Raw genomic sequence first — 13,920 nt, forward strand, 5'->3', positions numbered from 1 at the left:
AACGGACCAATTGATTCGTTCATATACAGATGCGCTTATTGTCGGTGGAGGTCCTGCCGGCCTTGCTGCGGCAATCGCGCTCAGGAAAAAGGGAATTGAGTGTGTTGTCGTGGATGCGATGTCGCCATCGATCGACAAGGCATGTGGTGAGGGCCTGATGCCGGATGCGATCGAGGCTCTTCAATCGCTAGGTGTCGCCATGGCGGAAGAAGATGGTTTTGCCTTTGAGGGCGTTCGATTCGCAGACTTGAGCCACCAGGTAGATGCCGTTTTTCCTGGAGGACATGGGCTTGGAGTCCGTCGCACCCGGCTGCACGAACGACTAGCGCAGTGCGCGCATGATTCTGGTGCCTCCTTGTGCTGGAACAGCCGTATCAAGCTGTGTAATCGTCATACAGCTCTTATCAACGGCATAGAAACCTCATTTCAATGGCTGATTGGAGCAGATGGGCAAGGTTCTTCCGTGCGCCGGTGGGCTGGGCTCGATCAAACACTTAAGAAGAAGCTGCGATATGGATTTCGGCGACACTATCAGATCAAGCCGTGGAGCAAGTTTGTCGAAGTGCACTGGAGTAGTGTTGGTCAACTCTACATCACCCCGGTTTCAGCAGAATCTATATGTGTGGTCTTTGTTACTCGTGACATCAAGTACGATCGCAGAGACATGCTCGCGTCTTTTCCTGAGGTTTCGGCCAGACTTAAAGATGCGCCCCTGATTTCGGTACAGCGGGGTGCCGTATCCGCCACACGGAAACTGCGGCGAGTAATTGATGGGGCCGTCGCTTTAGTCGGTGATGCATCGGGTTCAACCGATGCGGTGACAGGGGAGGGGCTTGCGATGTCATTTCGACAGGCGCGTGCGTTAGCGGAAGCGATCGAAGCGGGATCGCTCGAACAGTACGCTATTGCGCATCGGCACATCGGCAGACTACCGCACACAATGGGTTCGCTCATGCTCATGATGGACCGCTGGCCTTCAATTGAAGGGCATGCTATGCGAGCGCTTGCGTCGTCTCCGGAGTTTTTTGGCGAGTTGCTATCTGTTCATATGGGCGCGAAGAGTCTTGCAAAGGCCGCATTCTGCTCGGCGCCTCGATTCGGCTGGAAATTGATCAGCCAAACTTAGCATCGATGAGAGGTTCGATGATGCAGCGAAAAGATGCAGGTGTACCCAGAGTCGGACTCTCTGTACTGAAGAGTCTGCTGATGCTGTTTCTTGTTGGAATAGCGAAAGGGCAAACAGCCCACCAGATCAACATTCATCTCGATCCCTCAGCGACAGCGATTCAGTGGACGCTCGGCGATGTTCTTCACACGGTCCATGGGACGTTCAAGATGAAACGTGGCGTCATCAGCTACAACCCGCTTAATGGAGGAGCCAGCGGCTTGATTGAGATTGATGCAACGAGCGGTGAGAGCGGTAGCTCGGCTCGCGATCAGAAGATGCACAAGGATGTTTTGAACAGTTCCCAATATCAGGCCATCACTTTTCGTCCCAGCCATGCTGAGGGTGCATTTGATCAGACAATGCGCGGAGATTTTATCGTTGATGGGGTCCTCAATCTTCATGGGCAGGATCATCCTATGAAGATGAAAGTGTCGGTTCAACCCAAAGGAAACCAGCTTTCCATCGAAACCCATTTTGTGATCCCTTATGTTGCATGGGGCTTAAAAGACCCGAGTACCTTTGTGTTGCGAGTGAACAAAGAAGTCTCAGTCGATGTTGCCACTATTGCAACAGCATCAAACGAGCCTGACGCTGGCACGCATCCATAATGGTGTTTTCGAAGCAGGGGGATGTCTTGGGCTGGGTGTGTGTGGTGAGCGAGGCAGGGATCGAACCTGCAACCCCGAGCTTAGAAGGCTCGTGCTCTATCCGATTGAGCTACTCGCCCACACGTGTGAAGCGGGAGTTCGCTTCTTTTCCATTGTAAATGGGAGTGGGTGGAAAGCCTCTGCAAGAGGTATGCGGATCACCAACCCCTTTTCTTTATTTATGCGGTGAAGGCGCGGCTGCGCAGGAGCGTGGCGGTTTCGTTGAGGGCTGCTCCCCAGTTTTGTTCGGCAGCGTCGGGATTGTGTCCGAGGGCTTTGAGGTAGAGGCTGATGGCGAAGCCCTCCTGCGGGCCGGAGAGATCGATAAGCGCGGGACGCAGGACGCACTCGAGCATTGCATAGGGATGGTTGAGCGGTGCGGCGAGGCGCTCTATGCGGTGCATAATCTGCTCGTGCTGGTGGAAGGAGACGAAGGTGGAGCGCTCGCGCCAGATGAGATCGATGTAGCTGGCGATGCCGGTGGGAGCGTCTTCGGGAATCAGGTTAAGTTCAAAGCGTAGAGCGGCAAGATCGTCGTTGCCGAGTGTCCATACGTCGCACTTGGCGGTGAAGACGGGGGAGCGTGGTGCGTTGAGTGCGCGGAGGGCATGGAGCAGTGCGGGGTGCTGGGATGCCTCTTCGAGCCAGTCAAGGTCGTAGGGGTTTTCGCGGAGGTCGATGAAGTGGCGGCTCGGGTCGTTGGGGTCGGACCAGGGGACTACGAGAACCGGATCGTCGGCTCCACATTCAACGGACCACTCGGAGAGCATCTTTTTATCTTACGCGGATGTGAGCTTGGGGCATGCTTGCAGGTGAGAAGAAGTTTACAGATGTTGGTGACGTCAGTTGTGTTCCAGCAGAAAACGTAGCAGCGTGTGTTCGGCCCAGTAACCGTCGTATCCGCTGGATAGATCGGGTGTGGCGAGGAAGGCGCAGTGGCCGCCGTGTTTGCTTTCGATGAAGGTGATGTTGGAATTCGTGGCGATGCGTGCGCGGGTTTCGGGAGTAAGACGTATGAAGGGGTCGTCAGCAGCGTTGAGGATGAGAGTGGGAATGGCGATGCGGTCAATGGTGCGGGCGCTGGCGGCGCGGAAGTAGTAGTCGTCGGCGCCGGTGAAGCCGGAGTAGAAAGCGGTGATTTGCTCGTCGAATTCACGGATGGAGCGGATGTTGTCAGCCCGGCTGGGATCGTAGGCGCGAGGGAAGAGGGCGACCTTACGGCGATAGCGGGCGAGCAGCGCGCGGATGAATTTCATTTCGTAGGCGCGGTTTTGTGGGGCGTGGAGAGCGTCGGCGGACGGGCCGAGGTCGATGGCAGGGGAGACTCCGACGACGGAGCGAAGTTGCTTCGGGGCGGACTGTGCCAGATCGCCAGCGAGTTTGAGGACGAGATTGCCTCCCATGGAGTAGCCGATGAGAGCGATGAACTGGAGGTTGTGCTCGGCGATGAAGTGGCGTATGACGGCGCCGACATCGGCAGAGAGGCCAGAGTGGTAGAGGGTGGGTGTCTCGGCCTCGGTGCCTCCGCAGTTGCGCATGTTCATGCGGATGATGTTGCCACCAGCATGCCAGATTTTATTGGCGTTGCCGATGACGTATTGCGATTCCGATGAGCCTTCGAGTCCATGCACGATGATTGCAGTGGGGCGGGAGGCGCGGACGCTGGCGGGCTGCCAGTGGCAGTCGCAGCGAACGCGACTTGCGATCTGGCTACTCGATGCGGGGACGACTTCGACGAGCACTATCTCGGCTGGAGGAAGTGTGTTGATACGCGGGAGGAAGTTTCCGACGATGGTCTGGAGGTGGCCGTTGGAGAGGAAGCGGCGCGGCACGAACCCTGTTACGTGAGCTGTGGAGGTGGCGATGGTTTCAAGTGCTGTTGCCATCAACGCCCCACCACTTTGGTGATCTCCGAGAGAAAGGAGACGGCGTTGAGTGCCCCCGTGGGCTCGTCTTCGTGCTTGAAATAGATGTAGACATCTCGATCGAGAGCGAGCGCGGAGAAACGTTTTGCGAAGGCGGCAATCTCGTCGGGAGTGTAAGCTCCGGTACGACGGAGACGGAAGCTGGTGTGTGTGGTTGCGGTGTGTACTTCAGGCGTTTCGAGGGAATCGCTTTCGGCGATGCAGAGTGCGGCGTTGTGTTTGCGTAAGATGGAATAGATTTCGTCGCTAAACCAGGACTCGTGGCGGAACTCGAAGGCGATGGGCAGGGTTCCGGGACCGTTGAAGGCCGGGGCAGAGAGGAAATTGCTGAGGCGTTCGGCATCGGCCTTCATATTAGGCGGCAACTGGAAGAGCAGGAGGCCGAATTTCCCGGCCTGACGCACGGGTTCGAGGATACCAGCGAGATAGGCGATGTCGGATTCGCAGTTGTTGAGCCGCTTGATATGGGTAATGCGTTGTGGGGCTTTGAAGCTGAAGCGAAAGAAAGATGGTGTTGCGGTAAGCCAGTTCTCCAGCATGGTTGCTGTGGGGAAAGCGCGGAAGGTGTAGTTCACCTCGACGGAACTGAGTTGGGTGGAGTAGAACTCGAGGAAGCGCTTCTGAGGGAGAGTTTCAGGGTAGAAGGCAGGCTTCCATGTGGGGTAGGCCCAGCCGGAAGTGCCAGCGAAGATCCGTGAAGCTGCGGCTGCCTGCGCTGTCGCTGACGAAGGAAGTGCGGCTTGGGGAGCGCGGGGCAAGCAGGATCGCCAAAGGGCTCAACGAGATGGGTAGTATTGGGGCGGCTAGTGGGGTTCGAACCCACGACATCCGCAGCCACAGTGCGGCGTTCTGCCACTGAACTATAGCCGCCGTACTGAATTAAATTGTAGCATCAGAGCGGGATTCGCGGAGCTTGTTCTCGCGGAAAAGGATAGAAGATGCAGCCTCCTGCACAGCCCGAGGTTCTTTCCCCGCGTGTCAAGCGGGCTCGCGGCCTCTTCGATGACGAGAACCTCGACATTTTGTCGCATGTGCTGGATGACTTTATTCCTATTCCCGGGACGTCGATCCGGTTCGGGCTGGACGGCATTATGGGGGTGATTCCGGGGATCGGCGACGTACTGGGCGGCATTGCCTCGTGCATCATCATCATTGCCGCGTGGGTTCGCGGCGTTCCGTATGTAACGCTGGCGCGGATGGTAACGAACGTCGTCATTGAAGTGGTGGTTGGGTCAGTCCCGATTTTGGGCGATATGTTCGACATTGCCTGGCGCGCGAATCGGCGTAACTATGCATTACTGACAGGAAGTCTGTATGAGCCACGCAAGCATACGATTCAGAGCTGGCTCTTTCTTGGTGTGCTTTGCACGGTCTTGTTTCTGCTGATGCTGCTGCCCATGTTGCTGATTGCATGGTTGGCGAATGGGTTGATGCACTCCTTATTTGGAGTGGATGTGCACTTCCATACATGGTTTTAACAGCCTAATGCGATAAACTGGAAAAGTCGGGGCGTAGCGCAGTCTGGTAGCGCATCTGCTTTGGGAGCAGAGGGTCGGGGGTTCGAATCCCTCCGCCCCGACCATTTTCCAAATTTGGCCCTTTCGAAGATCATGTCGAATGACTTTCTGTATGTAGGGGTTGCATTTAGGGCATCTACAGCGCAGTTCGAAAACAGCATTCTGAGCAATTTGGCTTTTTCGGTCACATCCTGCGAAACATACAGCAAATAGGCCTTATTTGCGAGTTCGAAAATCCTTTGTGCGTCTAAAGCTCTATCGCTGGTTTCAGCGTTTTTTAAGGCTTCCATCGCCATCTTGACCTGCTGCTCTTCCATCCGCCAATCGTTCATCTTGCGTTCCCAGAAGTCTTCCGGGATTTTGCCGTCGAGTTTGTCGGTGTAGGCATCGTCCATTCGCTTACGGGTAGCTGCTAGCCGAGTCTCCAGCCGTGAACGTTCCGCGTTTACCTTGCTGATGGATTGCTGCTGATCCTTACGTAAGGTCGTTACGATTTGAAAGACGATCTCCTCTGGCACCCGTAGGCCCTTTAGCGGCTCTCCCAGACGTTGGGCGATATCTTCCTCCCGGAAGCGTGGAAGCTGGCACTTGCCGCGATGCCCAGTGCACCGGTAATAAACGTATTTTCCTTCTGGACATCGCCGGTGACCATGCAGCCGTCATAAGCGCAGTTCATTAAGCCACGGAAGGCAATCTCGCGCTTAGAATACTTCGGCCTGTTGTGACCGGTAAGAACCGTTTGCACCTGATCGAATAGTGCAGGTTTTACGTATAGCGGATGCGTTCCCGGATACGTATTCCCCATCCATTCGAACGAACCGGTATAAAACCGGTTTTTGAGGATACGGTGTACGTTTCCGCGACTGATGGTCTTACCGGTTTCGATACGTATTTTCTTGGCTAAGGTCGTGAGGGTATGAGCACCGGTAGCGTACAGCTCGAAGATACGTTTCACCGTAATCGAATCGATTGGATCGACTTCGATGGTGCGCTCCGCTTTGTTGTTTCTGTAGCCGAACGGTGCATGGCCGGGATAGATACCTTGCGAGGCCTTCTCCCGCATACCTTTCTTCACCTCTTCGCGCAGGTTTTCTGAATAGTTCCGAGCCATCACGAGATTGATTCCCTGAATCAGCTTCGATTGCGATTTTGAGTTTTTCGAGACGGTCTGGCCTTCTTTGACGAAATGGACCTCAATATCCAAATCCTCAACCGTCACCGCGTCGCGGAAGTTCCGGTAAAGCCTATCGGTTTTTTCCACCAGCAACACCCGGCAAGACCGGTTACGTCTGAAGTACGTCATCATCTCGCCAAACTACTTGCGACCTGTCGCTTTGGCTGTCTCCACGTCTTCGAAAGCAGGCACGATCTTGAAGCCGTTCCGTTGCGCGTGCTCGCGCAATAATTTCGATTGGGCTCCGAGCGAAAAACCTTCCTGCTCCTGTTCACGGCTCGATACGCGGGTGTAGATCACAGCTTCGGTCATGCTGCCTCCGGGTGGGTATGAGGATATCAAACGTTGATCGGCTAACCAGCGAATTGCCGCGCTATCGATAATTCAAACAAGCCTTGCAACTCGCCGGAAGAAAGGCCGTTCGATTCACTCAGGCTCGTGAGGTAAGGTCCGTATTTCTTCCATGCCCAAGCGCTATTGCCATTCGTTCTCTGAGTGAAGAATGGAGCGATTGCCTGCATTCCATCCTGAGCGGCCTTGTCCCGGAGATAGTTGGCCGTGCAAAATGTTTCTGCTGAAGCTTCTCCCGAAGGGTCTTTTCCCGGAGCATGTCCACTCGAACGCGACTGCTGCTGCCTGTCGATGCAACAGCCGCCTCCATAGCCGGTAAGGTTTTCATGACAAGCTGGTAGTCAAGATAGAGCTGTGACGCGCAGATCAAGATTTCCCTAAAACACCGCTGCCAGTCCGTGGGCTTTGCGAGGGCTGAAGAAAAAATGCTATCCACAGCCTCACGGTAGCTGACTAAATCGAGTTGGAGCTTTTCGAGTTGGTTGTTCATGCTGACCAAGCTACATCGAAGTCCTTAGCAAAGACATTCAGTTCGCCACCAGGGGACACTAGCAATATGCGGAAATGATAGTAGTCGTTCAGGGGCTGGCGTTCGTTCTTTAGTTGCCCCGCTTCCAGCGACTTCTTGAGGGCAGATTCAAGCTCACATGTTGCCTCGAAGATGCTGTCAGCACAGACTCTCTTTCCATCAAGGTCTAAGTCGATCTTGGCTATCGTGCAGTTTTGGAATAAGACAACTGCACGCCGCCACGAATTGCGAGCCATTTCGAAGTCGATTGTGCATGACAGATTGTCTTGATTGAGAGCACTGTCACGAAACACCCTCAGCTCAAGCAATTTGGCGTCATGCCAAGGCAGATTCGTAAATTCCGATACCTTCTCCTTCTCCAGCAACTTCATTCACCCTCCTTAAGCTGGGCCACTATAGGGCTTATAGCAATACGGTGCCATTGGATTAACTACGCAGGGGTCGATAATCACAGGGAACGGACCCGGAATCCGGTACGGTACGATCCAACCTCCGGGTAAGCGAGGAGGCGTCTTATTCCAATCCCACGGGTGTTGATGTGGATCGCCCGCTCCATGGTTGTGACCAAAGTCAATATCTTTCCATGCCTTCCCGGCCCAATCAAAAATTCTGATCGTTACCAGCTTTCCGGCAGCATCCCGAATAAATTGGATATCAAAAGGTGATTGATTCTGGACTGGAGTACGACCTTGGAACGTATCTCCTATGCCGCCCCCACAAGCGCCGAACTCGCATCCAGGAGAATACGCCCCATCTATATCGCCGATCATGGCTGCAATGCTTGAGTAGGGATGAGGATGGAACCCTCCATGCTCATCCCATATTGTTCCTCCTGGAGAGCTATCGGGGCGAGGATGCTCACAGGCGTGGCAAGAAGGGTGGCTAAAGATATTAAAGAGCTTTTCGATTCCACTGGCGATGCAAGCGCCAAGCGCTGCATAGGCTCCGACACCTGATCCAAGTGCCACGCTTGTGACACCATCGCTAGTTGTTGCGGAAAAGCCACACCCCAAAGGAAATAATCCACTTGGATCAATTGCACTGAGTGGCCTATTCCCCACATAACCATACCGATTGAAGCTTTGGGGATCGGAAGCGTTATAGCTGCCGTCATACGGGTCAGGACTCATCCATCTGCCTTGCGTGGAGGAGTATTGTCGGAACTGAGCGTGTTCCGTGCCCGATTCGGTATCGTGATCCAGTTGGGCGAAGTGCAGATTGTCCAGAGCATTACCGGTTGGATCATTTTCGTTTGGAGCATATCCCTCACCAAACGGCAACGAAACATACGTTGAGGAGATAGAGCCGAGATGATCGGTTCGCATCCTCTCGGTTCCGATCCAATCCTGGTGATTGAAGTATGTCGACCCGTTCCATGCTCGATAGGCGATCTGTCTCCCATCCCAGTAAATACGCCCTTCGTTGCCAAAGTCATTCGGCTGTAGCCAACTGGAGATGCGGCGTCCAGCAAAATCGAAGAGATAGCCATAGGTGCTATTAGACGTTTGGGCGAAGACTCTATTGTTGAGTGCATCGTAACCATACGTCCCACCCCCGCTTACTGTAAGGACGTTCCCCTCCGCATCATAGGTATACGAATGGAGGCCATCGCTGAGCACATTTCCAGCAGCATCGTAGGAGTTGGTAAGAACATGGTTTGTCGTCTGATCGAAGCCCGGATTGCTGGCTGTGGTATTGCTCTGCCAACGATTTCCGTATTTGTCGTAGCCATAGGCGTAGTTATGAACATTGCCCGACGCCGAAGTCAACCGGTTCATATCGTCGTAGCCATAGGTGAAGCACTCGCTGATAACGGTATCGCAGGAAATGAGATTGCGTGAGCCCTTCGTCTGGCTATATTCTCCGTAGATTTGCGTGTTGTAGCAGTTGCTCCTGGTCGCCGTTCCACAGATGACCTGCTGATAGAACCGCCCCATCGAGTCATACCAGGTTTGAGCGGAAAGGCCATTTCCTAAATCGTACATCGTCGGACCAAACGGTCCATTTTGGATATTGGAGACAAGGCTCGCAGGATTTAGGCTGTTTTGATAGGAAAGATTGGTGATGGAGGTTACTTCTCCCGCCGGGGAGCGGTCATACTGAATCACCCCGCTGGCTCCATCCCCTTCCGATGTCAGGTTTCCTGCTAGATCGTAGGAAAAGGACAGCTGCTTATCATGCGCGGAAATTCCGCAGAGGGTTGGCAGGCATTCCCCCATGCCGAGAATACGCCCCATCGAATCATAGTTGTAAGCGGTTTGTGCCCAATAATTGGGATTACTCGCGTAAGCGTAGGAAAGGTGGCCTTTCAGGTTCGACTGCCCAAAGGTTGTCCATCCGGCTGATGTGTCGTAGCCATAGGTCTTTGTGGGGGTAAGACCGTCATCGTAGCTGATCGACACCACGCGACCAACTTTGTCGTACTGCGTTGTTGTGTGCGTGTATGGAGTCGAAGGGTTGGGGTTGGCCCTTGGGCGAGTGCGTACTACCTGCAATCCAGTCGAGTTGTAGGTGTAACTGTAGTTGCTCTCTCCGCGCTCCGGCTCCTTTGTGTAAATGGTTCGACCCAGAGAGTCAGTCTGGAAGATGCGTTGCTGGACGCCCTGCGTAATTGTTGTCTTGTGATTGTAGAGATCGTAGGCGTAGGTCGTCAGATACCCTGTTCCGGCAATGTCTAGTCCGCAATCCTGGGGGACATCGCCCTGGTAGTTCGTGCTCGATACCTCGCAGACTGCGGTGATTTGACCGAACGCATCGTACTGCGTGATCTTTTGAACACCGTTCACGTCGGTGACTTTTACCGCGCGGGAATTGTATTGATACGTAGTATTGCCATCAGGTGTATTGATATTGGTTATTCGGTCAAGCGCGTCGTATGAATATGTCGTCCCGTTGCCAGAGCACTGCTTCGTTGTACTCCAGCCTTGTCCCTGGTATCTCACTGGTTGGAATAAGAGACGCCCATTAGAGTCATAGCAGTAGTCAGTCTGATACCAAGGATTCTGTGCCTGGCCATCGCCTACTGCTTTTCTACTCAGTCGCCCAAATACGTCAACCTGGTCGACCTCATCGGTATGGGTGTTAGCCGTTTGAAATATCCAAGTGCTCCGGTTGTTGCTGTCGATGTAATTGAATTGAGTTTTACCCCCGTCCGGGTAATCAATTTCTGTTGCTCTTCCAGCAGTATCGTAATGGTTGAAATTGGTTGGCTGTGTATTTTCATCTATGGTGTTCAGTACTACTCCGGAATTGAAATCATATCCCGCCCCGGTGGACAACACGACTCCACTGGAGGGCGTCGGGGCAGTAGTGCTTGTGACGAATGTGTCGCTAGAATCGTGCCCGTAACTTGTGGCACCGTTGGCATCGGTTGATGACAAGAGAGTTCCTGCGTCATCGAAGACATACATCGTATACAGACCGGTACCGGCATCGGTCACTTTTTGCAGATACGGACCGCCAGCGTTCGCGCTCCCATGCTGAGCGAGACCGGATGTTGCCGTTGCAGACGATGTGTAGTCGTAGGTGGTCTGTGCAGCTTGGACACCATTGTCAAGCACGGTCACCTGATGAAGGTCGAATCCGCTATAAGCGTAGTCGGTTTCTCGTGTGGGAGTTGCTGAAGGGCTGCCAGAGTAATAATCCCACTGTTTGAGTGCCGTTAGCTTGCCTGTCCACGGCGCGTCATACTGGTACTGAGTTTGGGTGTTTTGTCCATTCGATAGAGTTGTCGTTGACAGAGATTTTGTAATGTAAGTCGAGCTATTGCCCCCGCAATCAAATGAATAACAGTTTACAGTGCTTAGGATGGGTGTTCCGCCCACAGCTCCTGTATAGGCAGCTACGCTCGTATTCCATGCGCCATTGTTAATCTTTTGCTCATAGACAGTTTCATCACCGCTCGGCTTGTGGACGGTTGTACTCTCTTTACAATTCAAGTCATTTACGCCGCACCAGGAAACAACGCTGTGATTGAATGTTGTTGACGGATCGCTCCCTACCTTCCTGCCACTTGCCCACCGGTTTTGGTTGTAGTATGAATCCTCGAAAACCTCGAATCCATAGTGAATAACGCCTCCGGTAGGCAAGGTCACACTTGCCAAGTCGCCATAATGTGGCGTTGAGTCTCCGGCGAAGACTTTCCCATCGTAGGTGAAGCTATAAGAGGTCCCGTCCGGCAGTTGAATACTCTGCACAGGATAGAGAGTTCCACTCCATTCAATGACCGCGCCACCAGAATCCTGTACTTGATTGAACCAGGTCTTCACCCCGACAGGCGCAGTCGTTACCGTATAGCGGACGCGGGTACCATTGTTATTGATTGGGCCGTTCGGAGCCAGAACATCATAGTAGGTAACGTTGCCATTCTGGGTCACAATGACCGGTGTTCTTCCCGTGTCATCGATGAGGTTGCCGTTAGCATCCGTCGACCAGTAGTTTCCGAATCGATCAATAACCTGCGGGTAAACCTCTGTTCCATCGTTATCAACGACGATGGGATTTCCGGAGCCATCATCTTTGACTTGATAGCCAGTGGCATCCGTTGCATATCCGGCATTGACGGTCTGCGTGTAGGTTCCGGTGCAATCATTTTGGTCTGAAACCAGCGTCGCGGTAAACGCGTGAGATGTTCCCGAGGGATCTGTCCACACTGGAGTATTCGTCGTTATCGTGTGCTGTCCATCGTAAGGTGGGTAGGGGCAACCATCAGTGACGCTCGATGAAACCAGGTTCCACGCCATGCTCCCTGTCTCGTTTCCTTTGATAAACCTCCAGCCACCTTGTGCGTATGGTGTATTGGGCACATTGCTAGGCCACCAATAGTAGTTGCTGTAGTGGCCAATCATCCAGATACGGCTATCGTAAACAAGCCGCTCGTTCAACTTCAGCGCGCCTCTCTGCTTATGCGTCGCAATGGAAAACTCCATGTGCAGGTTGCCGTTGCTGATATTGATGAAGCCATTTTCAATGGGGAAGTTGACGCCAAACGAAGGATTCCCGGTGGCATAGATGTAATCCTGGGCTATGCCCGCGTGACTGGTCAGAAAGCATGCGATGGCAAGCAAGAACAAACGCACAATGTTCTTCATTAAGGCTTCCCTCTTTTTAAAACTGGAAAAATGTCGCAGGTTGATTCGATCCAAGTTGCACTTCAGACAACTGAAGCGTCCATTGCTTCTGGCCGTCCAGGGTCTGGATAAACCGAAACGGCACCATCATGCCATTGATCAGGCGGTAATCCTCATAGGTGATCACTCGCAACAAGCGGTTGTTTCCTGCACCGTCGATCTGGATCGAATTGGCGCTCTTTGCGAGGAGGTGGGTTTGCGGATCAAAATAGAGGTCGGTCGCAACGGTTGTAAGCGGCCTGAACTTCGACGCAGGAGAGAAGTACCGCTCTATTGTGGTTCGATGAAGTGATGATTGATCGAACGAAACCACGCCATGATCGGTGAGCGATGAGGCCGTCTGTAAATCGGCAAGACGAAGCATTTGAAACTGGACAATTCCGGAACTTGCTGTTTCAGGGGCCAGAGGAAACGTGCGGCCATCAGCCTCCTGAACCTTTCCAACTCGCCCATCAATCCGAATACTCAGCGTTCCTTTTGCAGCTTGACCATCAAGTCGGAACTTCGAGCTACCTTGAATTGTTAGCGTCGCAGGATAGGAGGCTGTCTCATTGGCATAGGCAATCGTACCGGTGCCCTGCATCCCCGTCCACGGAGCTGCGCCTACGACTTTGAGATGCTCCAGAACTTCAGATAAAGCCGCCGTATCAAATTGACCAAGCTTGTTGGTCGCAATCGGGACAGGCTTACTCGTCGAAGGGGAGGCAGATTGCGCAATGGCTACCGGCGTTGCTCCTATGAGCAGCAAAAATACTGACGGAAGGGCAAAATGAAACGACTTCAAACCCACCCATTTTGGGTGTGGTTTACCAAAGCAGATAGGCATCGTACAGTCCTCGGAAAAGGACCTGGAAAGAGAACAGCAGTTGTTGATCGAACTCTATTTTGTGAGTGCTTTCGTAAAGTAAGCCAAATCGAGGAATGCGTCAATCCCTCTCTTTTTTAATAATTGCCCATATTACGGAGAAATCTACAAAGCATTCCTCTAGTACAGTCGAATTTCCTCGTTTTCGCGCCCTAAAGTTCGAAAATCATCCAGCAGAGCCAACCATCTAATCGCTCAATCTCCTTTAGTCCATCCATTTCTTTACGCCTCTTACGAAAATTCATGATTTCGTGCCATCGATCTATTCGATGGTTTGTGGCCATTCGTCTGCGATGAGTCGAAGTGGCGATTGTATTGCAGGTCCGGTTTCGTAAAAGCAATTGTTATTCCAACCCGGGAAGCGACGCTATCTCAACAGTAAAGGGATGATAGAGGCCATTTTATTTGTTCCTTTGTCCGGAACAAATTCATGTGGCAATCGCTAATTTTCATAGCATTTTTGCCACTACCGGCTCATGCAATCTACAACATTGCCCTAGTTCCGTTGCAACTTTTGAGTAATTATCCATGCCGCTTCGGGGCCGGTAGCTTAAGCACGCGTCATTAAATATTTCTGTCGAGCCGTGCCTTAAGGAACCTGCATGACCTCCCCGA

10 protein-coding genes, 3 tRNA genes and 1 pseudogene are annotated in these 13,920 nt (G+C 53.0%); 4 read left to right on the forward strand and 10 right to left on the reverse strand.

Annotation, left to right across the window (positions count from 1 at the left end):
* Positions 1-10: 10 nt before the first annotated feature.
* Together KFE13_RS12595 and KFE13_RS12600 are read left to right on the forward strand one after the other, a co-directional pair.
* A complete protein-coding gene (locus KFE13_RS12595; protein WP_390891564.1) occupies positions 11-1,126 on the forward strand; it encodes an NAD(P)/FAD-dependent oxidoreductase in 1,116 nt (371 codons plus the stop codon).
* An 80-nt stretch (positions 1,127-1,206) separates the two neighbouring features.
* Positions 1,207-1,776: a YceI family protein gene (locus KFE13_RS12600; protein ID WP_260703468.1), complete on the forward strand. Its 570-nt coding sequence runs from the start codon at positions 1,207-1,209 to the stop codon at positions 1,774-1,776.
* A gap of 42 nt (positions 1,777-1,818) precedes the next feature.
* Here KFE13_RS12600 and KFE13_RS12605 read toward each other — a convergent pair.
* The 5 genes from KFE13_RS12605 to KFE13_RS12625 all read right to left on the reverse strand — a co-directional run bounded on the left by KFE13_RS12605 (position 1,819) and on the right by KFE13_RS12625 (position 4,610).
* Positions 1,819-1,895: transfer RNA gene (locus KFE13_RS12605), tRNA-Arg, on the reverse strand.
* A 99-nt stretch (positions 1,896-1,994) separates the two neighbouring features.
* Positions 1,995-2,585, reverse strand: a complete 591-nt coding sequence (locus KFE13_RS12610) for a hypothetical protein (protein WP_260703469.1) — start codon at positions 2,583-2,585, stop codon at positions 1,995-1,997.
* Between the two features lie 72 nt (positions 2,586-2,657).
* Entirely contained in the window at positions 2,658-3,701 is a 1,044-nt protein-coding gene (locus KFE13_RS12615) for a YheT family hydrolase (RefSeq protein WP_260703470.1), read from the reverse strand.
* Complete coding sequence (locus tag KFE13_RS12620) at positions 3,701-4,498, reverse strand: DUF72 domain-containing protein (protein ID WP_260703471.1); 798 nt, start codon at positions 4,496-4,498, stop codon at positions 3,701-3,703. The genes KFE13_RS12615 and KFE13_RS12620 overlap by 1 nt, the downstream gene beginning before the upstream one ends.
* A 37-nt stretch (positions 4,499-4,535) precedes the next feature.
* A tRNA-His gene (locus tag KFE13_RS12625) sits at positions 4,536-4,610 on the reverse strand.
* A 68-nt stretch (positions 4,611-4,678) separates the two neighbouring features.
* On the opposite strand from KFE13_RS12625, the gene KFE13_RS12630 reads away from it, so the two are divergent.
* Together KFE13_RS12630 and KFE13_RS12635 are read left to right on the forward strand one after the other, a co-directional pair.
* A complete protein-coding gene (locus tag KFE13_RS12630) occupies positions 4,679-5,218 on the forward strand; it encodes a DUF4112 domain-containing protein (RefSeq protein ID WP_260703472.1) in 540 nt (179 codons plus the stop codon).
* Positions 5,219-5,245: 27 nt separating this feature from the next.
* Positions 5,246-5,322: transfer RNA gene (locus tag KFE13_RS12635), tRNA-Pro, on the forward strand.
* A gap of 464 nt (positions 5,323-5,786) precedes the next feature.
* On the opposite strand, the gene KFE13_RS12640 is transcribed toward KFE13_RS12635, so the two are convergent.
* From KFE13_RS12640 to KFE13_RS12660, 5 genes and pseudogenes are all read right to left on the reverse strand, one after another.
* On the reverse strand, positions 5,787-6,368 hold the full coding sequence (locus KFE13_RS12640) for a recombinase family protein (RefSeq protein ID WP_313900696.1): 582 nt from the start codon (positions 6,366-6,368) through the stop codon (positions 5,787-5,789).
* Positions 6,357-6,743, reverse strand: a pseudogene (locus KFE13_RS12645) (recombinase family protein); the annotation flags it as partial. The gene KFE13_RS12640 and the pseudogene KFE13_RS12645, both read right to left, overlap by 12 nt.
* Positions 6,744-7,268: 525 nt before the next feature.
* Entirely contained in the window at positions 7,269-7,682 is a 414-nt protein-coding gene (locus tag KFE13_RS12650; RefSeq protein WP_260703473.1) for a hypothetical protein, read from the reverse strand.
* A gap of 9 nt (positions 7,683-7,691) precedes the next feature.
* A complete protein-coding gene (locus KFE13_RS12655; RefSeq protein ID WP_260703474.1) occupies positions 7,692-12,455 on the reverse strand; it encodes an RHS repeat domain-containing protein in 4,764 nt (1,587 codons plus the stop codon).
* On the reverse strand, positions 12,418-13,266 hold the full coding sequence (locus tag KFE13_RS12660; protein WP_260703475.1) for a LolA-like protein: 849 nt from the start codon (positions 13,264-13,266) through the stop codon (positions 12,418-12,420). Before KFE13_RS12660 ends, KFE13_RS12655 begins: the two co-directional genes overlap by 38 nt.
* Positions 13,267-13,920 lie beyond the last annotated feature (654 nt).

Origin of the sequence: Edaphobacter flagellatus (assembly GCF_025264665.1) — a bacterium.
GTDB classification, from domain to species: domain Bacteria; phylum Acidobacteriota; class Terriglobia; order Terriglobales; family Acidobacteriaceae; genus Edaphobacter; species Edaphobacter flagellatus.

Bases quoted from the DNA above. Each gene is read 5' to 3' on its own strand.
- KFE13_RS12600 (WP_260703468.1), top strand. From the start codon at position 1,207: ATGCTGTTTCTTGTTGGAATAGCGAAAGGGCAAACAGCCCACCAGATC.
- KFE13_RS12610 (WP_260703469.1), bottom strand. From the start codon at position 2,585: ATGCTCTCCGAGTGGTCCGTTGAATGTGGAGCCGACGATCCGGTTCTC.
- KFE13_RS12615 (WP_260703470.1), bottom strand. From the start codon at position 3,701: ATGGCAACAGCACTTGAAACCATCGCCACCTCCACAGCTCACGTAACA.
- KFE13_RS12630 (WP_260703472.1), top strand. From the start codon at position 4,679: ATGCAGCCTCCTGCACAGCCCGAGGTTCTTTCCCCGCGTGTCAAGCGG.
- KFE13_RS12640 (WP_313900696.1), bottom strand. From the start codon at position 6,368: ATGGCTCGGAACTATTCAGAAAACCTGCGCGAAGAGGTGAAGAAAGGT.
- KFE13_RS12650 (WP_260703473.1), bottom strand. From the start codon at position 7,682: ATGAAGTTGCTGGAGAAGGAGAAGGTATCGGAATTTACGAATCTGCCT.
- KFE13_RS12660 (WP_260703475.1), bottom strand. From the start codon at position 13,266: ATGCCTATCTGCTTTGGTAAACCACACCCAAAATGGGTGGGTTTGAAG.